The sequence below is a fragment of the Streptomyces sp. XM4193 genome (assembly GCF_023072595.1).
In the GTDB taxonomy this organism is placed as follows: Bacteria; Actinomycetota; Actinomycetes; order Streptomycetales; family Streptomycetaceae; genus Streptomyces.
On sequence record NZ_JALLGK010000001.1, the window covers coordinates 982,294 to 1,006,450 of the forward strand.

At 72.3% G+C, this 24,157-nt stretch carries 19 protein-coding genes and 1 tRNA gene; 13 read left to right on the plus strand and 7 right to left on the minus strand.

Translation table 11 applies throughout. The annotated features are described in order from the left end of the window. Positions 1 to 243: 243 nt before the first annotated feature. Positions 244 to 2,025, plus strand: a complete 1,782-nt coding sequence (locus tag MTQ01_RS25120; protein ID WP_247486888.1) for a histidine kinase — start codon at positions 244 to 246, stop codon at positions 2,023 to 2,025. A gap of 148 nt (positions 2,026 to 2,173) precedes the next feature. After that, positions 2,174 to 2,830, plus strand: a complete 657-nt coding sequence (locus MTQ01_RS04130; RefSeq protein ID WP_247486889.1) for a response regulator transcription factor — start codon at positions 2,174 to 2,176, stop codon at positions 2,828 to 2,830. 172 nt (positions 2,831 to 3,002) lie between these two features. Here the strand turns inward: MTQ01_RS04130 and phoU are convergent, their stop codons facing one another. Continuing rightward, a complete protein-coding gene (gene phoU / locus MTQ01_RS04135; RefSeq protein ID WP_247486890.1) occupies positions 3,003 to 3,704 on the minus strand; it encodes a phosphate signaling complex protein PhoU in 702 nt (233 codons plus the stop codon). A gap of 308 nt (positions 3,705 to 4,012) precedes the next feature. Here phoU and MTQ01_RS04140 point away from each other — a divergent pair, with 308 nt between their 5' ends. Continuing rightward, the gene (locus tag MTQ01_RS04140) at positions 4,013 to 5,584 is read left to right on the plus strand and encodes a cell wall metabolism sensor histidine kinase WalK (protein ID WP_247486891.1); all 1,572 of its coding nucleotides are present in this window, start codon (positions 4,013 to 4,015) and stop codon (positions 5,582 to 5,584) included. Further along, positions 5,581 to 6,261, plus strand: a complete 681-nt coding sequence (locus MTQ01_RS04145; protein ID WP_211041444.1) for a response regulator transcription factor — start codon at positions 5,581 to 5,583, stop codon at positions 6,259 to 6,261. The genes MTQ01_RS04140 and MTQ01_RS04145 overlap by 4 nt, the downstream gene beginning before the upstream one ends. Before the next feature lie 114 nt (positions 6,262 to 6,375). Here the strand turns inward: MTQ01_RS04145 and MTQ01_RS04150 are convergent, their stop codons facing one another. Together MTQ01_RS04150 and MTQ01_RS04155 are read right to left on the minus strand one after the other, a co-directional pair. Next, a complete protein-coding gene (locus MTQ01_RS04150; RefSeq protein ID WP_247486892.1) occupies positions 6,376 to 7,542 on the minus strand; it encodes a pentapeptide repeat-containing protein in 1,167 nt (388 codons plus the stop codon). 220 nt (positions 7,543 to 7,762) lie between these two features. Further along, complete coding sequence (locus MTQ01_RS04155; protein WP_247486893.1) at positions 7,763 to 8,428, minus strand: DUF461 domain-containing protein; 666 nt, start codon at positions 8,426 to 8,428, stop codon at positions 7,763 to 7,765. Between the two features lie 627 nt (positions 8,429 to 9,055). Here MTQ01_RS04155 and MTQ01_RS04160 point away from each other — a divergent pair. The 7 genes from MTQ01_RS04160 (at position 9,056) to MTQ01_RS04190 (ending at position 16,868) form a co-directional block, all read left to right on the plus strand. Next, on the plus strand, positions 9,056 to 9,538 hold the full coding sequence (locus tag MTQ01_RS04160; protein ID WP_247486894.1) for a CarD family transcriptional regulator: 483 nt from the start codon (positions 9,056 to 9,058) through the stop codon (positions 9,536 to 9,538). A gap of 659 nt (positions 9,539 to 10,197) precedes the next feature. Continuing rightward, on the plus strand, positions 10,198 to 10,956 hold the full coding sequence (ispD, locus tag MTQ01_RS04165; protein WP_247486895.1) for a 2-C-methyl-D-erythritol 4-phosphate cytidylyltransferase: 759 nt from the start codon (positions 10,198 to 10,200) through the stop codon (positions 10,954 to 10,956). Further along, the gene (gene ispF / locus MTQ01_RS04170) at positions 10,946 to 11,491 is read left to right on the plus strand and encodes a 2-C-methyl-D-erythritol 2,4-cyclodiphosphate synthase (protein WP_247486896.1); all 546 of its coding nucleotides are present in this window, start codon (positions 10,946 to 10,948) and stop codon (positions 11,489 to 11,491) included. Before ispD ends, ispF begins: the two co-directional genes overlap by 11 nt. A 292-nt stretch (positions 11,492 to 11,783) precedes the next feature. Then, the gene (locus tag MTQ01_RS04175; protein ID WP_247486897.1) at positions 11,784 to 12,197 is read left to right on the plus strand and encodes a PPOX class F420-dependent oxidoreductase; all 414 of its coding nucleotides are present in this window, start codon (positions 11,784 to 11,786) and stop codon (positions 12,195 to 12,197) included. Positions 12,198 to 12,345: 148 nt separating this feature from the next. Next, the gene (gene cysS / locus MTQ01_RS04180; protein WP_247486898.1) at positions 12,346 to 13,746 is read left to right on the plus strand and encodes a cysteine--tRNA ligase; all 1,401 of its coding nucleotides are present in this window, start codon (positions 12,346 to 12,348) and stop codon (positions 13,744 to 13,746) included. 135 nt (positions 13,747 to 13,881) lie between these two features. After that, positions 13,882 to 14,835 (plus strand): 23S rRNA (guanosine(2251)-2'-O)-methyltransferase RlmB, encoded by a 954-nt coding sequence (gene rlmB / locus MTQ01_RS04185; RefSeq protein WP_247486899.1) that lies wholly within the window; start codon positions 13,882 to 13,884, stop codon positions 14,833 to 14,835. Positions 14,836 to 14,963: 128 nt separating this feature from the next. Continuing rightward, on the plus strand, positions 14,964 to 16,868 hold the full coding sequence (locus tag MTQ01_RS04190; protein WP_247486900.1) for a DoxX family membrane protein: 1,905 nt from the start codon (positions 14,964 to 14,966) through the stop codon (positions 16,866 to 16,868). Between the two features lie 605 nt (positions 16,869 to 17,473). On the opposite strand, the gene MTQ01_RS04195 is transcribed toward MTQ01_RS04190, so the two are convergent. The 3 genes from MTQ01_RS04195 to MTQ01_RS04205 all read right to left on the minus strand — a co-directional run bounded on the left by MTQ01_RS04195 (position 17,474) and on the right by MTQ01_RS04205 (position 20,125). Continuing rightward, positions 17,474 to 18,238: a nucleotidyltransferase family protein gene (locus tag MTQ01_RS04195; RefSeq protein ID WP_247486901.1), complete on the minus strand. Its 765-nt coding sequence runs from the start codon at positions 18,236 to 18,238 to the stop codon at positions 17,474 to 17,476. Between the two features lie 27 nt (positions 18,239 to 18,265). After that, entirely contained in the window at positions 18,266 to 18,691 is a 426-nt protein-coding gene (locus MTQ01_RS04200; protein ID WP_247486902.1) for a hypothetical protein, read from the minus strand. Between the two features lie 309 nt (positions 18,692 to 19,000). After that, on the minus strand, positions 19,001 to 20,125 hold the full coding sequence (locus MTQ01_RS04205) for an ABC transporter ATP-binding protein (protein WP_247486903.1): 1,125 nt from the start codon (positions 20,123 to 20,125) through the stop codon (positions 19,001 to 19,003). Positions 20,126 to 20,421: 296 nt separating this feature from the next. Here MTQ01_RS04205 and MTQ01_RS04210 point away from each other — a divergent pair. Further along, positions 20,422 to 20,495 (plus strand) — tRNA-Thr (locus MTQ01_RS04210). 314 nt (positions 20,496 to 20,809) lie between these two features. Beyond that, positions 20,810 to 21,436: a hypothetical protein gene (locus tag MTQ01_RS04215; protein WP_247486904.1), complete on the plus strand. Its 627-nt coding sequence runs from the start codon at positions 20,810 to 20,812 to the stop codon at positions 21,434 to 21,436. A gap of 193 nt (positions 21,437 to 21,629) precedes the next feature. Here the strand turns inward: MTQ01_RS04215 and MTQ01_RS04220 are convergent, their stop codons facing one another. After that, positions 21,630 to 24,035, minus strand: coding sequence for a lantibiotic dehydratase (locus MTQ01_RS04220; protein WP_247486905.1), 2,406 nt, complete (start codon positions 24,033 to 24,035; stop codon positions 21,630 to 21,632). Positions 24,036 to 24,157: the final 122 nt, after the last annotated feature.

The window sequence follows — 24,157 nt, forward strand, 5'->3', positions numbered from 1 at the left end:
CACCCACACCGGGCCCGCCCGCGCCCATCGCCGTACCGCCCGCGTCCGCCGTACCGCCCGGACCCCGTCGAACTGCCCGTGTCCGCCGCCGTACCGCTCACCCGCTTACCCGCCGTCCCACCAGCCCGCCGCGGGGCCGGGCCGGGGCGCCCGCGCCGGGGTGCTCGGCTCCGCGACCAAAGTCGGGGTCGGGGGCGACGAACGGAGGTCGATCGGCCCCTGCGGGTTCCGTACCGTGCTCGTGTGAGTGAGCTTCCAGGCACGGGCAGGGCCACGGGCGCGTCCGCGCAGCCTCGTGCGGCGTACGCGGCGGATCGTCACGAGGGCTCGCCGGACCAGCGGGCCGGCCGTCGGGAGGACCGTCGGGAGGACCGGCGGGCAGGCCGTCGGGAGGACCGGCGGGAACGCCACCGGCCGGGTCCGATCACCCGGGCGGCGCGCTGGGTGGGCGGCGGCCCGGAGCCGTGGACCGCGGGGCAGATCGTCGGGGAGATCCTGACCGTCCCGCTGCTCACGCTGTTGGCGCTGTCGGTGCAGATGATCGCCGGCGGCAGCGTCGCGCAGGTCGCGGTGCTGCTGATGCTGACGCTGACGGTCTGCGTCGTACGGCGGTCCTTCCCCGGCGTGGCCCTGCTGACGGTGGCCGGTGTGTCCGCCGTCCTGCCGGGGCTCGCCGCGCTGCTGCCGCTCGTCGGCTGGTCGGCGGGCAAGCGGATCGTCGAACCGTGGCGGGCGTTGGCCTTCCTGGGTGCGGCGTTCCTGCTCGACCTCGGCGGCAATCTGCACAGCGCCTATCTGACCGAGGGCGGTTCGCGCTCGTTGATGGGCGTCTTCGTCTCGGCGGTGTGGTTTCTGGCGATGGCGACGATCCCGGGGCTGACGGCGCGCTATCTGCACCAGCGACGTTCGCTGCTCGCGGCGATCAGGGCCCAGCACCACCAGCTGATCCGGGAGAACTCGATCATCGCCCGGGAGACCCGGATGCGTGAACGACAGCGCATCGCCCGTGACATGCACGACAGCCTCGGTCACCACCTCACCCTGATCGCCGTGCACACCGGCGCGCTCCAGGTGGACGCGGGGCTGTCCGCGCAGCAGCGGGAGGCGGTCGGCGTGCTGCGCGAGGCGTCGGTGACCGCGATGAGGGAGCTGCGGGAGGTCGTCGGCATCCTCAAGGACGAGGAGGGCGACGGCGTGGAGACGGCCTCCGCACCGGGCGTCGCCGATCTGCCCGAACTCGTCGCCTCCTCCCACCGCGCCGGCACCGCCGTCAGCCACACCGTGACCGGCACCCCGCGCCCGCTCGCCCCGGCGGCGGACCAGGCCGCGTACCGGATCGTCCAGGAGGGGCTGACCAACGCGCACAAGCACGCCCCCGGTTCGGCCGTCGCCGTCGGCCTGCGCTACGAACCCGACGTGCTGCTCGTCGAAGTGGTCAACAACCCGGCGCCCGACGGCGATCCGGAGACGGCCGGGACCGCGGCGGCCACCGCCGTCAGCGGTGGACGCGGACTGGACGGCCTGGGCGAACGCGCCCGCGCCGCAGGCGGGATGCTGCACCACGGCCCGTACGGCACCGGCGGCTTCCGGCTGGCCGGAGCGCTTCCGTACGACGCGGTGACACCGGCCGTCGATGCCCGTCGGCAGCGTGCGGTGCGCGATCTGGACCGCGCCGTCGTCGGCAGGTCCCGCGGCTGTCTGCCCTCGGCGCTGGCGATCGGCGGCCTGCTGATCGCCCTGGTGGTGACCGGAGTGGTGTGGCTGGGACTGGACATCGAACGGTCCCTGGTCGACCAGGAGACCTATCGGGGAGTGCGGGTCGGCCAGGACGAGGGCCCGGTGCGCGAACGGCTGCCGCGGCCCAGTTCCTTCGCCGACGTCCTCGACGCCGAGCACCCCCGGCCCAAGGACGCCACCTGCGTGGTGATGTTCTCCGCCGAGGCGCTCAACAAGGACGGGACGGGGGACCTGGCGAGGTTCTGCTTCCGGGATGGCAAGCTGATCCAGAAACTGGCCTTCGACTGACCGGCGGTCGGGCCTCGACCGGACACCGCACAGGCAGCGGGCCGCCGACGCGCGCCGCGGCCGACCGGCCGCCGACCGGGCCGGGGCAGCTCCGCACACGCACCCGCCGGGCGCGTGCCAACCCACCCACTTCTCAAGGGAGTTCTCGTTGATTCGGGTCCTCATCGCCGACGACGAGCCGCTTATCCGCGCCGGGATCAGACTGATCCTCACCTCGGCGGAGGACATCGAGGTGGTGGCCGAGGCGGGCAACGGACGCGAGGCGATCGATCTCGCGCAGCGCCACCGGGTCGACGTCGTGCTCCTCGACATCCAGATGCCGGTGCTCGACGGGCTCTCCACGCTGCCCGAGCTGCGCCGCACGGTCCCCACCGCGAAGCCGCTGATCCTCACCACCTTCGGCGAGCGGGAGAACGTACTGGCCGCGCTCCGCCAGGGCGGCGCCGGCTTTCTGCTGAAGGACTCCGCTCCCGAGGAGCTGATGCGCGCCGTACGGGCGACCGCCGCGGGCGACGCGTACCTCTCTCCCGGCGCCACCCGCTACGTGATCGACAACCTCGGCGACACCGGCGCCCAGGACGTACGCACACAGCAGGCGCGGCGCCGACTGGCCGAGCTGAGCCCGCGCGAGTCGGAGGTGCTGCAACTCCTCGGCGAGGGACGGGCGAACGCCGACATCGGCGAGGTGCTGCACATGAGCGAGGCGACGGTGAAGTCCTACGTCAGCCGCATCCTGGCCAAGCTGGGCTGCGGCAACCGCGTGCAGGCGGCGCTGCTCGCCCGCGACGCGGGGATGGGCGGGTAGGCGCCCCGCGCCCGTACCCGCCCATCCACATCGCCGCGCGCACACATCGCCCGCGCACCCGTCGGCCCGCGCACACCGCAACCACACCGCCGCACGAGCCCGCCGCACGCGCCGTACGAGCCGCATGCGCCGTACGCCCCCGCCCGCCGGGCGTCCGGTGGCGTCGGGTCGCTCAGCTCTCGGTGGAGGGGGTGCCCGCTGCGCCCGCGGCAGCCGCGGCCGGGTCGATCTCGTCGGCGTAGTCGCCGGTGACCAGATAGACGACGCGGCGGGCGACCGAGACCGCGTGGTCGGCGAAACGCTCGTAGTAGCGGCCGAGCAGCGTGACGTCCACCGCGGTCTCCACACCGTGCTGCCAGCGGTCGTCCATCAGGTGCTGGAAGAGGGTGCGGTGCAGGTCGTCCATCTTGTCGTCGTCCTGCTCCAGCTGGAGGGCGAGGTCGACGTCCTTGGTGATGATGACCTCGGCGGCCTTCGCCATCAGGCGCTGCGCCAGCTGCCCCATCTCCAGGATGGTGGCCTGGAGGTCGCGCGGCACGGCCGAGTCGGGGAAGCGCAGTCGCGCCACCTTCGCCACGTGCTGCGCCAGGTCGCCGGAGCGTTCGAGGTCGGCGCTCATGCGCAGCGAGGTGACCACGATCCGCAGATCGGTGGCGACCGGCTGCTGCCGTGCCAGCAGCTGGATGGCGCGGGTCTCCAGCCCGCGCTGGAGGTCGTCGACCTTGTCGTCGTTGGCGATGACGCTCTCGGCGAGGTTGAGGTCCGCGTCCAGCATCGCCGTGGTGGCCCGGCCGATCGCCGAGCCGACAAGCCGGGCCATCTCGACCAGGCTGTCGCTGATCGAATCCAGCTCCTCGTGGTACGCGTCGCGCATGGCTGTCCTTCCCTCGCATGGCGTTGTGGCCCGTGGGGCCGGTTGTTCCGGTCCGCCCGAAAGCCCCACCCTGGGCGGTCAAGGCATCCGACGTTGACCCGCCAAGTGAACCACCGCCCTCACACGGGTGAACTCTGGGACACCGGAAGCGAGACGGGACCGGTCTCGGCGAGCTGCCCGTCTTTGCCCCGTTTTGCCAGGTGAGGAGTGAACCATCGCTGTCCTGGTGGTGAACTCTGCGGGACGAGTGGCCCGGTCCACCCCCCGACCCCTGCCTGCGGGTTCGCCGACCCGCTTAACCTGAGGACATGGACGTGAACGCGGCGGTCGCCGCAGTGGCAGCGATAGTCGGTGCGTGCACCGGGGCCGTCGCTGTGCTGGCGTTCCGCTACAGCGAGCGGGAGCAGAACCGGCCCACCCGCTCCTCTCTGCACACCGTCGCCGCGCTGCCGCCCGGCGTCGACACCGTGCTCTCCGTCCTGCGCTCCTCGGCGGTCGTGCTGGACGAGGAGGACTCGGTCGTCAAGGCCAGCTCCGCCGCGTACGCCCTCGGGCTGGTGCGGGGCGGGCGGCTGGCGGTCGACCCCATGCTCCAGATGGCGCAGGAGACCCGCAGGGACGGAGAGATACGGCAGGTCGAACTCGACCTTCCCCAGCGCGCCTCGGGACGCGGCGATCTGCTCGCCGTCTCCGCCAGAGTGGCTCCGCTCGGCTCCCGACTGGTCCTGCTGCTCGTCGAGGACCTGACGGAGGCCCGCCGGATCGAGGCGATCAGGCGAGACTTCGTCGCCAACGTCAGCCACGAGCTCAAGACCCCGGTCGGTGCGCTCTCCCTGCTCTCCGAGGCCGTGCTCGACGCGGCCGACGACCCGGAAGCGGTCGACCGTTTCGCGGGCCGGATGCAGAAGGAGGCGACGAGGCTCACCAACCTCGTCCAGGAGCTGATCGACCTCTCCCGGGTGCAGAACGACAACCCGATGGCCGACTCCGAGGCCGTCGCGGTGACCGAGCTGGTCACCGAGTCCGTCGAACGCAGTCGGCAGTCGGCCACCGCCAAGCAGATCACCATCGCCGCGGGCGGCACCGACGAACTGCACGTCTGGGGCCACCGCGGGCAGCTCGCCGCCGCGCTCGGCAACCTCGTCGAGAACGCCGTCAACTACTCGCCGCCCCGCACCCGCGTCGGCATCGCCGCACGACGGGTGCGCGAACCGGGCGGCGACATGATCGAGATCGCCGTGACCGACCAGGGCATCGGCATCTCCGACCGCGACAAGGACCGGATCTTCGAGCGCTTCTACCGCGTCGACCCGGCCAGGTCCCGCGCGACGGGCGGTACCGGTCTCGGGCTCGCCATCGTCAAGCACGTGGCCGCCTCCTACGGCGGAGAGGTCACCGTGTGGAGCTCCGAGGGCCAGGGCTCCACCTTCACCCTGCGGCTGCCCGAAGCCGGCAGCGCACGCGAACGGGCCGAGGAGTCCCGCCGCACCCGCAACCAGCTCAGCGGCGCACTCCAGGAGCCCGCCGACGTCGACGACTTCGACGAGGACGCTCCGGACGAGGTGCCCGACGGCACCGAGGTCCCCCGCCCCGCCGACGGCAAGGACGCCGCGGCGGACCGCAGCACCCCGGACGGACGGCTCCCGCGCCGGGAGTCCCGCCACGGGGCACACCACCGGGGGGCCCGGTACGAGGCGCCCCGGCACCAGGAACGCGCGGACCAGGCGTCCGCCGGCGGCCACCCGGCCACCGGCGGCCCGGCCCCGAGCACCCCCGCCCGTACGACCGACGGGACGCCCGCAGCCGCGCGTCCCGCCCGACGCCGGTCGCCTTCGACTTTCCCCACTGACCGCATCATCGCCCCGGAGGTCCTTCCGTGACCCGTGTGCTCGTTGTCGAGGACGAGGAATCGTTCAGCGACGCGCTGTCCTACATGCTGCGCAAGGAGGGCTTCGAGGTCGCCATCGCCGCGACCGGGCCCGACGGCCTCGACGAGTTCGAGCGCAACGGCGCCGATCTCGTCCTGCTCGACCTGATGCTCCCGGGCCTGCCCGGTACGGAGGTCTGCCGCCAGTTGCGCAGCCGAAGCAACGTCCCGGTCATCATGGTGACCGCCAAGGACAGTGAGATCGACAAGGTCGTCGGGCTGGAGATAGGGGCCGACGACTACGTGACCAAGCCGTTCTCCTCCCGCGAGCTCGTCGCCCGCATCCGCGCCGTCATGCGTCGCCGCGGCGAGGTGGTCGAGCCGACCGTCGCCGCCCTGGAGGCCGGACCGGTGCGGATGGACGTCGACCGGCACGTGGTGACGGTCGCCGGCGCCAAGGTCGACCTGCCGCTCAAGGAGTTCGACCTGCTGGAGATGCTGCTGCGCAACGCGGGCCGCGTACTGACCCGGATGCAGCTCATCGACCGGGTCTGGGGCGCGGACTACGTCGGCGACACCAAGACGCTGGACGTCCACGTCAAGCGGCTGCGCGCCAAGATCGAACCGGACCCGGGAGCCCCGCGCTACCTGGTGACGGTCCGCGGCCTGGGCTACAAGTTCGAGCCGTAAACCACCCTTCGCACAGCGGGTGGAAGGGCCCGGCACTCGTCCTGCACGACGCCTGCCGGGCCCTTCGCCGTACCCGCGGCACCGGGCGTTCCGGGTCGGGCGTTCCGGGCCGGTTCAGCCCGCCGCGGTCCACGCGGGTGGCAGCCGTACGGCGGCGGACGTGCTGGAGGCGGCGACCGACGCGAGAAGCCCGGCGGGAGCCTGCCCCGTCGCCTGCTCGAAGGACACGTCGCCGCCGGAGAACGCGGCGTCGCGGAAGGACACATCGCCGCCGGTGAACGTCGCGGCGTCGAAGAAGACGAAGCCGTCCGCGAACGTCGTGTCGCGAAAGGACACGTTCGCCCCGGAGAACTCGGCGGCGTCGAAGAACAGGTTGCCGCCGGTGATCTCCGCACGGTCGAAGGGCACATTGCCCCCGGAGAACTCCGCGGCGTCGAAGGAGACGTTGCCGCCGGAGAACCTCGCGCGGTGGAAGGGCACGTTGCCGCCGGAGAACTCGGCGCCGTCGAAGGAGACGTTGCCGCCGGAGAACGTCGCGCCCCGGAGGATCACGTCGCCGTCGGTGAACCTCGCGTCGTCGAGGGAGACGTTGCCGCCGGAGAACTCCGTGTCGTGGAAGTGCAGCGCGCCGTCGATGGTGGTGCCGGTGAGGTCGAGGTCGTGGCCCTGCCAGGAGCGGCGGTCCTCTGCGGGGCGTCGACAGTGGTCGCCGATGAGGCGGAGGATGGTGTGGCGGACGGTGCGGTGGGCGAGGTAGCGGTGGTGTTCTTCCTGGTGGGCGGGGTCGTCGCCGGGGTCGGGGGTGAAGGGGAGCCGGAGGTAGGCGCACAGGACGTCGATGCAGGCCTGGCGCTGGGTGGGGTCGGGGGCGTCGTCGGAGAGTCCGGAGAGGGCGTGGACGCCGCCGAGCCGGACGGCGGGCGAGTCGGAGCCGAGCTGCTCGACGGCCTGGGTGAAGCGTTCGGTGTGCAGCCGGGTGGCTTCGCGGTGGGCGCCCGCCTCGTCGACGCGTTGGCGGCGGTAGGCGACGACCAGGGCGACGAGCGCGCCGGCTCCGGCGACCACGCCGAAGGAGAGCTTCACCATGTCGAAGAGCGTCGCCGCGTCCAGCTTCTTGTCGCTGTCGATGCCCTGGAAGCCGAGCAGGCCCACCAGTGCGAAGAAGATGGCCCCGGCCACCAGGACCGATACGGTGAACGAGACGGCCAGGGCTCGGCCGACGCTCCACAACCGCAGATCCTGATCGCTGTGGGCCCGCTGTGACGGTCGGTTACGAGTCATCTCTGTGAGACACGATTCGCACGACCGCGGTTGCAGGCGGGGCCGTCGTCGTCCCCCGGTCCGACAGTCCGGTCCGCGCCGCCGCCCACTCACGACCGGCGGCGCACGAGGCCCGACGAGTCGCAGGGGAGCGGGAACACGAACGGCCCGCCCCTCGGGAGGGAACGGGCCGGTTCGTACGGCGTGTGCTGCGGCTGCGCGGTGCGCTGCGGGAACGCGGTCAGGCGGCGGGCGACTCGTCCGAGCCGGGGGAGCCGTCCGAGCCCGGGGACTCGGCGTCCTCGGGGCTCTCCTCGTCGCCGGGCGACTCGGCGCCCGGCGATTCGGTGCCGCCGGGGCTCTCCTGGCCGTCCTCGGGCGTCTCGTCGCTCGGCGACGGGGACGCGGGCGCGGTCGGGCCCCAGTCGGCGTACTGGCCGCCTGCCGGGACGACGGTCGCGTCGGCGCTGAGGCTGCCGGTCTCGCTCAGCTTGAAGCTGACGGACTGGGCGTTGCCCTCGGTGATGCCGGAGGCGTCGGCGATCTGCGCGGAGGCGTTGCCCTTGCCGCCGAGCTTGAGGGAGCCGCCCGCCGGTACGACGAGGTCGCCCTTGTCGGCCGGCTCCAGCTCGACCTTCCCGGCCCCGCGGACGGTGATGGACGTCAGCTTCTCGTCCTTGTTCCCGTCGTTGAAGATGCGGGCGGTGACGGCGACGGGGCCGCCGCTCTCCTCGGAGGTGACGACGTTGATGTTCTGGATCTTGATGTCGTCAACGCTGACCGAGGCGTTGTCCGGGCGCACTCCGCTGGTCTGCGCGTCGAACCCGGCGCCGCAGGCGCCAAGCGAAAGGGTCGAGAGCGCGATGACTGAGGCGGCGACGGCGCCGCGTCGAAGGCTGCTGCTCACGGCGGCGGCATCTCCTAGCGGTGGGTTCGGCAGCTGCTCGCAGGGTCTGGTCGCAACTGTCACAAGGGTCTGTCAGCGGCTCAGAGTACCGACCCCGGAATACGGGCCCACACGCGACCCGCACTTAGCGCCCGTCGGCGGATCGCCGCCCGTCCCGCGATGCCTCTCGCACGCCCGGCCCGGCCACGTGCGCGAGCGCCCCGATTACCCGAGTGCGGTGAACGAGAACATGCGCGAGCGGGGTGTGAACTGTGATGAACCCGAGGAGTCGCACGGGCCGGCGCCAAGTGAATGCCGCTGCTTCGGGTGAATTGGATCTCGGGGTGTTCACACACTCTTGATCGGGTCGTGAGTTGATCAATTAACTCCGGCCGAACAACGCTCTCTTAAAAACCGGCAAAACGGACGTACGTCACTCGTTTCCCGTCCCGGAGGCGCTGTGACGGCGGTGTTTCGGGATGCCGCGAGAGGCGTCCCGACCTGCGAATACCCGTCGGGATCGGGGGGTCTCAGCATGTCGCGGGCGTTGTTGTCAAGCCCTGAGATACGGTCTGACCTGCGAAAACGCCATTCGGAAGGCGCTGTCGCCGTGCTATCCTGGATAGCCACGGAAGGGGTACCTGTCACATGACGTTCAAGGTTGGCGACACCGTGGTCTATCCCCATCACGGGGCCGCGCTGATCGAGGCAATTGAAACTCGTCAGATCAAAGGCGTGGACAAGACCTACTTGGTTCTGAAGGTCGCGCAGGGCGATCTGGAGGTTCGCGTACCCGCGGAAAATGCCGAGCTCGTCGGAGTGCGCGACGTGGTCGGTCAGGAGGGCCTGGATCGGGTCTTCGAGGTGCTGCGCGCACCGTATGCCGAAGAGCCCACGAACTGGTCGCGCCGCTACAAGGCAAACCTCGAGAAGCTGGCGTCCGGCGATGTCATCAAGGTCGCGGAGGTCGTGCGCGACCTGTGGCGTCGTGAGCGCGAGCGCGGTCTCTCCGCCGGTGAGAAGCGCATGCTCGCCAAGGCGCGGCAGATCCTCGTCAGTGAGCTCGCGCTCGCTGAGAACACCAACGAAGACAAGGCCGAGGCTCTGCTCGACGAGGTCCTCGCGTCCTGACCCCGTCACCGGGTCGATGACAGTGCGGCCCTCGGTGGCACAAGCACAGGCATGAGCCGTGTGCGTGCGGGGCGTACCGCGATACGCCGTGCACAGCGGGCGGTGAGGCGAGTGGATCGGCGCACCGCGTGATCGCGGCGGTCCGGCGTACGGCGGTGACGCCGCGCCGGGCGCCGCGCGGCTCGTCGCTACCGGTCGGTGCTGTCCTGTGCGGCGCACAGCCCGAAGCGCGGCGAAGCCTCGCGCCGGGGCGTGCTGCGCGCGCGCCACGCCGATTGCTCGGCTCCTGTGGAGCGCCGCGCGCGCCGCTTTCACCCGCCGTCCCCCGCCGGGGACGGGCTGTGACGGGTGAGGTGGCGCAAGGCGCGCCGGTGCGGCAGTGCCGACGACGGCCACCAAGCCTGTCAACCGGTGGCCGTGCGTCGTACCCGCCGCTCTGCGCGGCGAGTGCCGGGCCCGGGCTGACGACCGAGCGCTGTCACGGAAGGGCTGCTCAGTCGTGCCACCCGGCACGTTACGGCCCATACCCAAGCACCCCGCGGCCACAAACCTGGCCGTGCACACAATCCTGTCCGAGCAGCCGCACGACACGCCGGGAACGGTCGCCGGCGGTGTGAGCGACAGGAGCCGAGCGCCCGAACGAGCCCCACGAGCGAGGAATGGCCGAAGAACCCAGACCCCCTGCGCGCACCGCCGCCGTGATCCCGGCGGCCGGACTCGGCACCCGGCTCGGCCCGGGCACCCCCAAGGCGCTGCGTCCGCTGGGCGGTACTCCGATCCTGGTGCACGCCGTCCGTGCGATGGCCCTGGCCCGGGCCGTCGATCTGGTCGTGGTGGTCGCACCGCACGACGGCGTGGCCGAGGTGCGCCGTCTGCTGGACGCGCACCCGCTGCCCGCCTACGACGTCACCGAGGTGCTGGTCGTACCCGGTGGCGAGAACCGCCAGGAGTCGGTGGGGCGCGGGCTGGCCGCCCTGCCCGCGGACGTGGACGTCGTTCTGGTGCACGACGCGGCCCGGCCGCTGGTGCCGCTGGACACGGTCGCCGCGGTCATCGCCGCGGTCCGGGAGGGCGCTGCCGCCGTCGTGCCGGGGTTGCCGCTCGCGGACACGGTCAAGGAAGTGGAGCCGTCCGCCGGATCGGGTGCGCCGGAGACCGTCACCGGGACACCGGAGCGCGGGCGGCTGCGCGCGGTCCAGACCCCGCAGGGCTTCGACCGGGCGGTGCTGGACGAGGCGCACCGCCGCATCGCAGTCGAAGGAGAGGGCGCCACGGACGACGCCGGGATGGTCGAACGGCTCGGGCGCCCGGTGCTGATCGTGCCGGGCCACGAGGAAGCCTTCAAGATCACCCGACCTCTCGACCTCGTACTCGCCGAGGCCGTGCTCGCCCGCAGGAGGGCCACCGATGGCTTCTGATCCCCAGGCCCCCGACACGGTCCCCGCCGCTTCCGTGCGGTCGGGGCTGCCGCTGGTGGGCATCGGTACGGATGTGCACGCCTTCGCCACCGGGCGCGAACTGTGGTGTGCGGGCCTGCGCTGGGAGGCGCACACCCCGGAGGGCGAGCCGATCGGTCTCGCCGGTCACTCCGACGGCGACGTCGCCGCGCACGCCGCCTGCGACGCGCTCTTCTCCGCCGCCTCGCTCGGCGATCTCGGCCTGCACTTCGGCACCTCGCGACCCGAGTGGGCGGGTGCCTCCGGCGTCGCGCTGCTCACCGAGGCGGCGCGGATCGTACGGGCCGCCGGCTTCGAGATCGGCAACGTGGCGATCCAGGTGATCGGGGTGCGGCCGAAGATCGGCACCCGCCGCGAGGAGGCGCAGCAGGCGCTCTCCGCGGCGGTCGGTGCGCCCGTCTCGGTCTCCGGCACGACGACGGACGGGCTCGGGCTGACCGGTCGCGCCGAGGGGTTGGCCGCGACCGCCACCGCGCTGATCGTCCGCTCCCGGTAACGAGCCCCGGTAACGAGCGCGCCCGCCCCGGCCCGTCGGTGGACGAGGCGCGCGGGGCCGTCCGCCGACGGCAGCACAGCCGCGCCGGTCCGGGTCCCACCGTCGGCCCGGGCGCGAGCCGCGTACGGCACCGCACCGTTCCGGCACGCGTCGGACGGGTGGTGCGGGTTCGGCGGCGGGCCGGGCGAAGAGCCCCGATGCCGCCGCCCGCTGAACTACCGTCGTACGGGGCGTCCGTGCCCGTGGCACCCGCCCGTACAGCGAGTACCGATCTCACGAACAGGGGCTCATCGTGTCCGTCGTTTTCACCGACAAGCTCAAGCAACTGCTCGACAGCAAGGTCTTCGTCAACGTGGCGACCATCCAGCCCGACGGAAGCCCCCAGGTCTCCCCGGTGTGGGTGAAGCGCGACGGGGACGAGCTGCTGATCTCCACCGTCCTCGGTCGCCGCAAGACCCGGAACCTGGAGCGCGACCCCCGGATCACCGTGGTGGTGCAGCCGGCCGACGAGCCGTACTCCTACGCGGAGGTGCGCGGTTCGGTGACGATGACGACCGAGGGCGGCCAGGAGCTGATCGACGAGCTGGCGCAGAAGTACGTCGGCAAGAGCTACGTCGAGTTCAACCCGTCGGCGGCCGACGAGCCGGAGCGGGTCGTCGTGCGCGTCACCCCGCGCAAGATCGTCGGGCAGGGCGGGCTGGCCTGAGCTGCGGCGCGCCTCCCGGGACCGGCACGGCCGCGACCTCCGCGGCCGGCCGTCTCCGGCTCCGGCGCGAGCCGGGGAGCCGGCACTTGCTCGGATCCGCACCGTTCGGGCGGCTGGAGTCAGTGCCGGTTTCCACTACCCTTGTCGGGTGACCATTCGGCTGTACGACACCCACGCCCGCCAGATCCGTGACTTCACCCCGCTGCTGCCGGGCTGTGTCTCGATCTACCTGTGTGGCGCCACCGTGCAGTCGGCACCGCACATCGGGCACATCCGCTCCGGGCTCAACTTCGACGTGATGCGTCGCTGGTTCGGCTACCGGGGCTACGACGTCACCTTCGTGCGCAACGTGACGGACATCGACGACAAGATCATCGCCAAGTCCGCCGAGCAGCAGCGTCCCTGGTGGGCCATCGGCTACGAGAACGAGCGCGCCTTCAACGACGGTTACGCGGCTCTCGGCTGCCTGCCGCCGACGTACGAGCCGCGGGCGACCGGCCATGTGCCGGAGATGATCGAGATGATGCGGGTCCTGATCGAGCGGGGCAGCGCGTACGCCGCCGACGGCAACGTCTACTTCGACGTGCGGTCCTGCCCGGACTACCTCTCCCTGTCCAACCAGGAGCTGGACAATCTGCGCCAGCCCGCCGGGGAGGGCGAGACCGGCAAGCGCGACCCGCGCGACTTCGCCATGTGGAAGGCGACCAAGCCCGGCGAGCCGTACTGGGACACCCCCTGGGGCCCCGGCCGTCCCGGCTGGCACCTGGAGTGCTCGGCGATGGTGCACAAGTACCTCGGCGCCGCCTTCGACATCCACGGCGGCGGAGTCGACCTCGTCTTCCCGCACCACGAGAACGAGATCGCCCAGTCCACCGCCTACGGCGACGACTTCGCCGCCTACTGGCTGCACAACGCCTGGGTGACGATGAGCGGCGAGAAGATGTCCAAATCGCTGGGCAACTCCGTGCTGATCTCCGAGATGGTCAAGACCTGGCGGCCGATCGTGCTGCGCTACTACCTCGGCACCCCGCACTACCGCTCGATGATCGAGTACAGCGAGGAGTCGCTGCGGGAGGCCGAGACCGCCTTCGCGCGGATCGAGGGCTTTCTGCACCGGGCGGTGGAGCAGGCGGGGCCGGTCGAGCCGGACACGGAGGTGCCCGCGGAGTTCGCGGCGGCGATGGACGAGGACTTCGGGGTGCCGCAGGCGCTCGCCGTCGTCCACAACACCGTGCGCCAGGGCAACGCCGCGCTGAGCGCCGAGGACAAGGACGGCGTCCTGCGGGCGCTGGGCGAACTGCGCGCCATGCTCGGCGTGTTGGGGCTCGACCCGCTCGACGAGAGCTGGGGCTCCGCCGGCGGCGAGCGCGGCGAGGAGCTGACCGGGGTGGTGGACGCCCTGGTGCGGCTGCTCCTCGACCAGCGCCAGGCCGCCCGTGCCCGCAAGGACTTCGCCACGGCGGACGCGATCAGGGACGAGCTCCAGAACTCCGGCCTGGTCATCGAGGACACCCCGTCCGGCCCGCGCTGGGAGCTCGGCCAGAGCTGAGCGCCCCTTCCGCGTGGAAGCGCGGGCCCGTACGAGCCGTACGGGCCCCTGCGCTCCCGCCCGGACCGCCTGCGCGTCGCGGTGCGCGCCGGCCCTGAGACAATTTCTGACGTACCCGAAAGATGAGGACCTCCCATGGCGGGCAACAGCCAACGGCGCAACCGCCGTACAGCCAACAAGAAGGGCGCCCAGGTCGGCAGCGGCGGCCAGCGCAGGCGCGGCCTGGAGGGCAAGGGCCCGACGCCGCCGGCCGAGATGCGCAAGGGGCACGCCAAGCAGCGTGCCGCGCAGGCCCGCGCCCGCAAGGCCACCGGCCGTCCGGCTCCGCGCCGGGGCGGCGCCAAGGGCACGGCCGAGCTGGTCGTCGGCCGCAACTCGGTCTACGAGGCGCTGCGGGACGGCGTTCCGGCCAACACCCTCTACGTGCAGCAGTTCATCGACAGCGACGACCGGGTGCGGGACTCGCTGCGGCTGGCCGCCGACCTCGGTGACATCCACCTGATGGAGGCGCCGCGCGCCGAGCTGGACCGGATGACCGACGGGCTGAACCACCAGGGCATGGTCCTGCAGATCCCGCCCTACGAGTACGCGCACCCCGACGACCTGGTCGTCGCCGCGCACGACGAGGGCCAGGACCCGCTGATCGTCGCGCTCGACGGCGTCACCGACCCGCGGAACCTGGGCGCCGTGGTGCGTTCGGTCTCGGCGTTCGGCGGGCACGGAGTGGTGATCCCCGAGCGGCGCGCCGCCGGTATGACGGCCGGTGCCTGGAAGACCTCCGCCGGTGCCGCGGCCCGTACGCCGGTCGCCCGGGCGAGCAATCTGACCAGGGCGCTGGAGGCGTACCAGAAGGCCGGTTGCTTCGTCGTCGGCCTCGCCGCCGACGGCGACGCCGAGCTGCACGAGGTCGAGGCGCTGGACGGCCCGGTCGTCATCGTCGTCGGCAGCGAGGGCAAGGGCCTGTCCCGACTCGTCGGCGAGACCTGCGACCTGCGGGTGCGGATCCCGATGCCGGGCGGCGACGAATCGCTCAACGCCGGTGTGGCGGCGGGCGTCGTGCTCTACGAGGCTTCCCGCCGCCGCGCCTGAACCGGCGGTCGGGGCCCCGGAGTTCGGCGCGAGCCGGGCGCGGTGGCCCGCACTTGACCGAGCCTTGACGGGTCGCGGACAGATCCGGCCCGTCAAGGCAGTGTCCTAAGCGTCCGTCACTCGGTTAGATGAGTGTGGACACCAGAACACCCCGCACGCCCACCGGGGAGAGCCCGCCCGGTTCGTACGACAGCCAGTCGGTGCTGAGCGCGGTCAAGGTGCCGTCAGACCCGGCCCAGGTGATCGTCAACAACGTGAGCTTCCGGGTGCGGCTGGGCGCGCCCCCCAGCCAGAGCCGCCACGTCGCCGCAGCCACCGTGCCGTCGAAGGCCGGTGTCGCGCCCGGGCACACCCCGCACGCTTCGGGCCGCAGACTCGTCTCCGCGGCAGGCACCCCCGTACCGCTGCTGAACCCCGCGAGCCACTCGCTCGGCGTTGCCGCCGGCGGGCTGCTCGGCGGGGTCCCGCGCGTACCCGGAGGGTCGGCGCCGAGCGCCGCCGGAGACCGGCCCGCCGCTCGACGCCGTCCGCCGGTCGTCTGGAGCGGCCGTACGATGCCGGGCGACGCCGAGGCCGGCCAACTCCTGCGCGCGGTCCGGCAGTCGACCGCGCCGCCCGTACCGCCGGTGCTGGACGAGGAGCCGCTCGCGGCCACCACCCAGACGCTGCCGCGGCCCCAGCCGGACTGGGAGGACCCGCCCACGGTGGTCCGTCCGCGGCTGCCGGAGTCGGCGGCCCCGCTGCTGGGCAGCGCGCCGCCCGCCCGCGGCGCGTACGACGTCGATCCCGACCCGTCCCAGCCCTACCCCGCCTACGACCCGTACGGCAGCGCACCGTACGACCCCGACGACCCGTACGGCCCGGACGCCCCCTACGGCGACCGGCCGACCGGCGACGGCTTCGAGGACGCCGACGGGGAGGACGACCGCCGCCGGGCCGCGCCGCTGCCCGCCGAGAGCGGTGAATCCGGCCGCAGGGAAGGCCGTTCGACGCGCGAGGCGACCCGCCACGCGTACTACCCGGACCGCCGGATGAACCTCGGCATCGTCCTGCTGCCGCTGCGCTTCTTCCTCGGCTTCATCTCGCTCTACGCAGGCATGGGCAAGCTCACCGACCCCGTCTACTTCGACGGCGGCGAGCGCGGCTCCATGGTGACCTGGCTGCGCGGCCTCGAACCGTGGTCCATCGCCTCGCCGTTGCACGACTTCGCCGTCTCCCACCCCGTGGGCGCCGGTTTGACGGTGGCCTTCCTGCAGGTCGTCGTCGGCGTGCTGACGATCTTCGGCCTGTGGCAGCGAGCGGTGGCCGGTGTCGGCGCGCTGCTGTCGGTGGTGCTGCTGATGACCATCAGCTGGAACACCGTGGCGGCCTACGACGCCCCGGACATCATCTACCTCGCCGCCTGGTCGCCGCTGATCATCGCCGGCGCCCCCGTCTACTCGCTCGACGCCCGCCTCGCCGGAGAGGCCTGGCGCACGCTCGGGCCGCGATCCCGGCTGGTCGATCTGCGTCGGCGGGTGTTGCGGCGCGGCACTCTGCTGGTGACGCTGCTGGTGGGTCTGGCACTGCTGATCGGCTCGATCCTCGGCAGCGCCGTACGGTCCTCCCAGGTCGCGACCGTGCCGGAGCCCGGCGAGGCGCCGCGCAACAACCTGCCCGGTTCGCCCGCGCCGAAGGAGCCGCGTTCCGCGACGCCTTCGGCCACCGAGGGGCCCGGCTCGGAGCCGACCGCCGGCCAGTCCGCCGGCCCCGACCAGCGGGAGTCCGCCCCGCCGAGCCAGGAGCCCGGAGCCGACAGCGGAGCCGGCAGCGGGCCCAGCCAGGACCAGACGGTCCAGGCCCCGCCGCCCGAGCAGGAGCAGAACCAGCCCGCACCCCCGCAACAGCCGGAGGCGCCCGCGCCCACCACGGGCGGCGGCGAAGCCCCCGGCGACGGCGGTGCCGGTGGCGGCGACGGCGGTGGCGAGGCGCAGCGCGAGAGCGACGACGGCGGCTCCGGCCGCGGCGCCCTCGGCGGCCTCCTCGGCCGCTGACGACTCGCCGCCGGACGACAGCCGCTGCCGACCCGCCGCGGACAACACCCGCCGCTGCCGACCCGCCGCCTCACCGCGCGGGTCGGCAGCGGCGGCTGCGCGTACGGGCGGGAGCGGCGTCGGTGGGCCGGTCCCGTGTGTGTACGGGTCGGCCGGTGGGCCGGGATCGTGCTCACGGGCGCGGTGGGTGGAGCGCGCCCGTGTGTGTACGGGTCGGTCGGTGGGACGCGCCTGTGCCTACAGGGCCCGTTGGTGGGACGTGCCTGTGTCCGTGTACGGGGGTCGGCCGCTGGGCCGGGATTGCGTGCGTACGGGCGACGGGTGGGCGGTGAGTCGAACGTCGGTGTGCCGTAGGGGAGTTGGGACGCCGTGCCGGGCGCTCCGTGTCGCGGCACGTGCCCGGTGGAGCCCATCGGGCACGTGCGTGCTGCGGCCCCGCGCCCGGTGGGCGCAGTGCGCGCGGCTGCCGTACTGGCCCTGGTCGGCGACCCGTTGGCCCATCGGTCGGGCGTCGGGTCGAGCCGTCGGCCGGCCTTTCGGTGGGGCCGCCGGTCAGCTGCGGTCAGCCGTCGGCCGGCCGTCCGGTCAGCCGGTGGGACCGTCGGTCAGCCTGTGGGTGGCCCGGTGGGTCCGTCGGTCGGGCGGTCGCGGGAGAGGGTGAGTTCGCGGGCGGCCTCGGTGAGGTCCTTGGCGGTGTCGATGGCCCGCCAGTACGCGCCGTGCGGCAGCGGCCATCCGGCGAGCCGGTTCTGGCGGGCGAGGCCGGGGAAGGTCGTGCGCTCGTGGTCGCCGCGTTCCGGCAGCAGCCCGGCGAACTCGGCGGCGCAGACGTACACGCCCGCGTTCACCTCGAAGTTGACCGTCGGGGACTCGATGAAGTCGACGACGTGGCCGAAGTCGTCGGTGCGGACCGCGCCCCAGGGCAGTTGCGGCCGGGCGAGCGCGAGGGTGGCCAGAGCGTCGCGTTCGGCGTGGAAGGCGGCCATCTCGCGCAGCGGGAAGCGGGTCCAGATGTCGCCGTTGGTGGCGTACCAGGGCTCGTCGGGGCGGGGGAGCGCGGCGGCGGCGTACTTGAGGCCGCCGCCGCGCCCCAGCGGCTCCGTCTCGACCACCGTGCGGGTGCTCAGCGGCAGTTCGGTCTCGGCGAGCCAGCGTTCCAGCACGGAGGCGAGGTGCCCGCAGGAGATGACCGCGTCGGTGACGCCCTCCTGGGCGAGCCAGGCCAGTTGGTGGCCGATGATCGGGGTCCCGGTGCCGGGAATCTCGACCATCGGCTTGGGCCGGTCGTCGGTGTAGGGCCGCAGGCGGGAACCCTGGCCACCGGCCAGGATCACCGCCTGCGTGGGGAGTTCGTGCACGTGCGGGCTCATGCCCGCACGGTAGGCACGGGGGTGCGGTCAGCGGCTCTCGGCCACGCCGGAGGCGAAGGAGGTGTCGCAGACCGGGCGGGAGAACTCCTGCGCGCGCTCCACCGAGCCGTACTTGCGGACGGCTTCGCGCCCCAGCACCTCGGCGAGGTCCTGGCAGTGCGCGGCGAGCGACGGCTTGCGGTCGACCGCGCGCTGGAGACTGGTGAGCGCGACGCCCGGGTCCTGCGCGCGCAGTTCCTCGACGAGGCCGTCCTGGAGCTTGATGTAGGCCGGACTCCGTGAGGTCGTCGACTCGTTGAGGCCCTCGTCGGCGGACGAGGCGAGCACCTGCGACTCCGACGGGGCCATCGCCCACGGCACCTGGGCGACTGCGAGCGTCCCGGACAGCACCAGGACAACCGGGAGGACGAGGGCGAGAGTTCTGCCGATACGGCGTACTGCTGCCTGATTCACTGGTTGGTTCCTCGCGACGGTGCCCCCGGGTGTGGGGGCAGGGGCGGACAGACCCCGTAAACGGAGCCATCAGCGATGGTAGCGAGGAGTTGCCGTCCAGCGACATTCAGTCACTCCGACGAGGTAATAATCGGCGTTTGGTGCGGATGCCGCGTTGACGCACAGGGATCGAAAAGGGGCCTTGTATCCGCTGTGCGCGGATACAAGGCCCCTCTGCCTACCCGGAGTTGACGCGAATCAGTCCCGGTGGACGTTTCGGTGCGACGAGCTGCCCGGCCACGGGCGGCCCGACGGTGCCCGGCGGTCGGCTCAGTCGCTGAGGCGCTCGCCGGAGGAGGTGGCGAACACGTGGGTCTCGCCGGAACGCGGCACGACGTGCAGCTCGGAACCCTTCTCCGGCACCTCGCGGCCACCGACCCGGATCACCAAGTCCTTGTCCTGGCCGCCCACATGGGCGGTGCCGTAGACGTACGCGTCGGCGCCGAGCTCCTCGACGACGTTCACCGTGATGGCCATGCCCGCCGGCTGGTCCTTGCTGACCGTCTTGCCGGAGTCGCTGCCGTTCACCAGGTCGAAGTGCTCCGGACGGACGCCCACGGTGACCGTGGTGTCGCCCTTGTCCGCGGCCTCGGAGACGGCCGAACGCTCCACCGGCACCACGCTGTTGCCGAACTTCACACCGCCGTCGGTGATCGGCACCTCGACCAGGTTCATCGCGGGCGAGCCGATGAAGCCGGCGACGAAGAGGTTCTGCGGCCGGTCGTACATCTCGCGCGGCGAGGCGACCTGCTGGAGCAGGCCGTCCTTCAGGACCGCCACGCGGTCGCCCATCGTCATGGCCTCGACCTGGTCGTGGGTGACGTAGACGGTGGTGATGCCCAACCGCCGCTGCAGCGAGGCGATCTGGGTACGGGTCTGGACACGCAGCTTGGCGTCCAGGTTGGACAGCGGCTCGTCCATGAGGAAGACCTGCGGCTCGCGGACGATCGCACGGCCCATCGCCACACGCTGGCGCTGACCGCCGGAGAGCGCCTTCGGCTTGCGGTCGAGGTACTCGGTGAGGTCGAGGATCTTGGCGGCGTCCTCGACCTTCTTGCGGATCTCGTCCTTCGGCACGCCCGCGATCTTCAGCGCGAAGCCCATGTTCTGGGCCACGGACATGTGCGGGTAGAGCGCGTAGTTCTGGAACACCATGGCGATGTCCCGGTCCTTGGGCGGAAGGTGGGTGACGTCGCGGTCACCGATCCGGATGGCGCCGTCGTTGACGTCCTCCAGGCCCGCGAGCATGCGCAGGGAGGTGGACTTGCCACAGCCGGAGGGGCCGACGAGGACGAGGAACTCGCCGTCCTCGATCTCGATCTCGAGCTGGTCGACGGCGGGCTTGTCGCTGCCCGGGTAAATGCGGGAAGCCTTGTCGTACGTGACCGTAGCCATGCTGTTGTACTCCTTCACCGGCAGGAACGTGCCGGACGATCCGAGTAAAGGCAGAGTCGTCCACGGACGTGGACGCCGCTTGACGCTAACCCGCCCGCACCCGGCTTGTCAGCCCCCGGCGACCTGCCGGTTTCCACGATTTCCCGGCCCGTTCCCCGCCCGAATCCGCCACCGCCCCGTACCGCCCGTCCCGGTGCGGCCGGGCCCGGAACGCCTTGGCCGGTGCGGCGGCGCGCGTTGTAGAGTGGTGCCGCACCGCGCGGGCGTACGCCTCGGGCACGACCGCCGCGCCGCGCGCCTCCTTAGCTCAGCTGGCCAGAGCAACGCACTTGTAATGCGTAGGTCGCCGGTTCGACTCCGGCAGGGGGCTCCGAGGAACCCCGGGTCAGATCGTCTCTGACCTGGGGTTTTCTGCTGCCCGGGGGCTCGGCGCGCGCGTCGTCGGCGTCGGCTGCGGGCCGTACGGCTGTCGGCGGTCTCAGTTGTGGTCTCAACGGGGCCCTGCGGGCGCGGCAGGAAGGCGTCTCCCATGCGGCGCGGCAGCAGATCGTGGCCGTCGTGATCAACAGTGACTGTCCTGGGCAGCAGGCGCGTGGCCGCGCTCTGGCCGGATCGCCCTCTTGTGTGTCCTTCGTCGTCATGTCACACAGTTCAGAGGCGGGAGCCGGACGAGGGGAGCACTGAATGTCGGTGTTGGGTGCCAACTCGGTAGGGCCATCGGACTGGGCTGTCGAGCGGTTCGGACGACAAGCCAGTGCGCTTGTCTCTGCGATTCCGGCGCAGCTGGCCGAGGCGCACGGGAAGGCTCATGCTGCGCACCTCGCTGCCGGGCTGAAGAAGCGAAGTCCGTACGGTGTTGCACTTGCTGGTGTGGTGCGCGGGAATCTGGCGGCCATGGCGCGCGAGTTGGGAGAGGTCGTCCGTGATGTGCGGGGATACGAGTACGCGGTGATCAACGGTCACGCGCTCTTCCCCTTCCGCTACGCGGCCAGCCCAAAGCCTCTTGACCGAGCGCGGCTGCCGGCCAATGCGTCACCGACTCGGCGCAGGCTGTTCCGGGCGCATGGGCCGCAACCGCCGGAAGGCCTCTTCGACCTCGATGAGGGCTTGGCGACGGAGGAGTACCTCGGGCTCCACGAAGCGTTCGAGGAGCTGGGAGCTTCCACCAGGTTGGTCTGCGTGTTCTTCACCGCGAACGCGGAAGACGGCATACACGTCATCCACTGGGGGAAAGCCCGCCTCGAACTCGACCGCACGTTCACGTGGCTCAACAGTGAACAGCTCGTAGTCGCTCCCACTCAGGTTGAGTGATGGCTGCAGCGCCTTCGCCTCGTCAGAGTTCCCTGAGCGCTGACGGGGGCGTGGTTTTGTGGGCGCCGGGGACCAGCGCCGGCAATGAACCCAGATGCCCACCGAGCGACCGGCCTCCGGCAGGGGGCTCAATGCGGAACCCCGGGTCACGTTGGCTGTGGCCCGGGGTTGTTGGTGTTCGGGGGATGGGTGGTCAGGGGCTGTCGGGGGTGGTGTCGGTGGCGACGAAGCGGAGTTCCGAGGTGTAGCGGTGGCCCTGGTCGTCGGTGAGCCAGGTCTGTTCCGGGGAGGGGAGCATCTCGGTGATCCGTACGGTGCCGTCGGGGTCCTTGCGGGTCAGGCGGCGCAGTGCCTTGGCGAGGATGGTGACGTAGACCGGACTGTCGAAGTCCACGTAGAACGGCCGGGACTCGGTCGGGGAGACCACGAAGACGAAGCGCGGCAGGCCCAGCCGGGTGCGCCAGCGTCGGGCGAGGACGAAGCGTCGGGCCTCGTCCTTCTCCTCGGCGAACTCGGTGGCGGACGGTGTGCGCCAGGTCTCGCGGGCGATCACCATGCGGTCCACGGTGACGCGCGGGGTGTGGTCGGCGTCCGGCAGGACCTGGAAGAGGTCCATGGCGAGTGTGGTCAGGACGTGGGAGAACACATCGGTGACCGGGAACCGCGAGCCGTCCGGCAGCAGGACGCGCAGAGCGCCGTCGTGGTCCTCCACGGTGGCGTCCGAGCTGCGGAAGGTGTGCGGTCGGGCGGGGTCGGCGGTGAAGTCGGCCAGGGCCACCTGGCGGTCCTGTGGGCGTACGAGGGTCTGCCGGACCCGGGCGGAGAGCCGGGAGCGGTGTTCCTTGGGGATCAGCGGCAGCAGCCGGGGGTCGGGGTGGTCCCGGTCGGTGAGTTGGAGGAGTTCGGCGATGTCCGGGTGCTGGTGGGTGAAGAGGGAGGCGCCCAGCGTGTTGGAGGCCAGGTGGAGTTCGCCGAGCACGGCGGTGAACTCGCCGCGGGCCGCGGCCCGCGGGCCGTCGGCGGCGAGCATCACGTCGGGGCTCAGGCAGCGCGCCGCGGTCCAGCTCTCGCCCGCCCCGGCGAACTCCGCGCGCACCCGCTCCTCGATGTCGGCCAGTCGTACGGTCAGCCGGCGGTGGGTGGCGAGCGGCGCGGGTGGCTGGGCGGGGGTTGCCCCGGGCTGTGCGGCGTCCGGTACTGCGGTGGGGTCGGGGCGTTCGGCGTCGGGGTTCGGGGGGTTGAGGATGCGTTGCCAGCGCCGGGCGAACTCCGTCTGGAGGTCGGAGGCCGCGGTGCGGGCGGAGCCGTGCAGTACGGGCAGGCAGGCGAACCAGAAGGAGGCGAGGTCGACCGGGCGGCCTTCGGCGGCCAGCCGGGCGTACACCTGGCGGGCCTCGGCGGTGACCGCGGCGGTGAGGCCCGAGGTCAGCCAACGGGTGCTGTCCATCAGGGCGGTGAGGGGGCGCAGCGCCTCCAGTACGGCGGGGCCCGTGGCGGCGGTGGCGGAGCGGCGGGTGTCGGAGTAGACGGTGGCGCGGCACGGGGCGGTGGTGGCGGACTTCTCCCGGGTGGCCCGTACCTCGGTCAGCTCGGTGAACTCCGTCTCCAACTCGACCATCGCGGCGACGAGTTCGTCGGCGCCGCGGGCCTGTGCGACGCGGGCGCGGCCGCGTTCCAGCCGGTCCAGGGCAGCAAGTCCGCGCTCCCGTGCTGCCGGGTCTCCGACCGTGGCCAGCCAACCGCGCAGGGCGCGGTCGGGGTGGGTGTCGGCGGGCACGTCCAGCCGCCACACCACCCAGCGGCGGGTGACGAGTTCCTCCAGGAGGGCGGGGACGTCGACCTCGGGGGCGGTGCGAGCCAGTTCGGCGGCGATGGCGCGGGCCGGGCGGACGCCGTCGCACAGTTCGAGGACGGCGGCGGTGTGCGCGGGTACGTCGATCGGACGCCGTCCGGGGACGCGGACCACACCGTTGTCGACGGAGACGAACGGCACGCGGCGCGGTGCCGTCCACTCCCGCAGCACGGGGTCGGCGTCCAGGGTCTTGACCAGTGCGTCGATGGCCCAACTCGCCCAGTAGACGGTGGATTCGGCGATCAGCCCGGCGCCCGGTTCCACCGCGACGCCGGGGGCGTCGGACCGCTCGGTGTCGAGGTCCCAGCGGCCCCAGCCGACGGGGCCGAAGAAGCCGATGGTGTCGTTCTTGACGCAGAAGCGCTGCCAGTAGTGGGCGACGAGTTCCTCGCGCTGTCGCGGCATGCTGCTGCGTTTGTCGGTCTCCGGGTCCCAGCGCAGGAACGGGGCGATGCCGGAGGTGAGGACCGGACGGTTCTGCCAGGCGACCGCCTCCCGGAAGGCGGGCGTGCGGGCGATCTGCTGGAGCGTACGGGCGGTCTCCACCGCGGCCTCGTCGACCAGCCCCGCGAAGGCCGTCCAGCCGGGACCGCTGAGCGGTTCCCGCGGCGCGAACTTGTCGGCGGCCTCGGCCAGTCCGGGAGGTGCGAGGCGCAGTACGCCGTCGGCGGGGAAGCCCGGGCCGCGCAGCGCGAACTGCTCCCAGAGCCGCCAGCGGCCGAGGGACGGTACGAGGTCGTCGGTCATGGCGGGTGCTCTCCTTGCTGAGCGCGGGCGGAGGTGACGGAGGGGCCGGCCGGGCAGGTGTCCGAGGGGCGGGCGGAGTGGGGGAGGGGGACGGGCCGGGCGTGCGGGAGGGTGGTCTGCGC

Excerpts from the sequence above, each read along its gene's own strand:
- phoU (WP_247486890.1), bottom strand. The coding sequence starts at position 3,704 with ATGCGCGACGCGTACCACGAGGAGCTGGATTCGATCAGCGACAGCCTG.
- MTQ01_RS04140 (WP_247486891.1), top strand. The coding sequence starts at position 4,013 with ATGGACGTGAACGCGGCGGTCGCCGCAGTGGCAGCGATAGTCGGTGCG.
- MTQ01_RS04150 (WP_247486892.1), bottom strand. The coding sequence starts at position 7,542 with ATGACTCGTAACCGACCGTCACAGCGGGCCCACAGCGATCAGGATCTG.
- MTQ01_RS04160 (WP_247486894.1), top strand. The coding sequence starts at position 9,056 with ATGACGTTCAAGGTTGGCGACACCGTGGTCTATCCCCATCACGGGGCC.
- ispD (WP_247486895.1), top strand. The coding sequence starts at position 10,198 with ATGGCCGAAGAACCCAGACCCCCTGCGCGCACCGCCGCCGTGATCCCG.
- ispF (WP_247486896.1), top strand. The coding sequence starts at position 10,946 with ATGGCTTCTGATCCCCAGGCCCCCGACACGGTCCCCGCCGCTTCCGTG.
- rlmB (WP_247486899.1), top strand. The coding sequence starts at position 13,882 with ATGGCGGGCAACAGCCAACGGCGCAACCGCCGTACAGCCAACAAGAAG.
- MTQ01_RS04190 (WP_247486900.1), top strand. The coding sequence starts at position 14,964 with ATGAGTGTGGACACCAGAACACCCCGCACGCCCACCGGGGAGAGCCCG.
- MTQ01_RS04195 (WP_247486901.1), bottom strand. The coding sequence starts at position 18,238 with ATGAGCCCGCACGTGCACGAACTCCCCACGCAGGCGGTGATCCTGGCC.
- MTQ01_RS04205 (WP_247486903.1), bottom strand. The coding sequence starts at position 20,125 with ATGGCTACGGTCACGTACGACAAGGCTTCCCGCATTTACCCGGGCAGC.
- MTQ01_RS04215 (WP_247486904.1), top strand. The coding sequence starts at position 20,810 with ATGTCGGTGTTGGGTGCCAACTCGGTAGGGCCATCGGACTGGGCTGTC.
- MTQ01_RS04220 (WP_247486905.1), bottom strand. The coding sequence starts at position 24,035 with ATGACCGACGACCTCGTACCGTCCCTCGGCCGCTGGCGGCTCTGGGAG.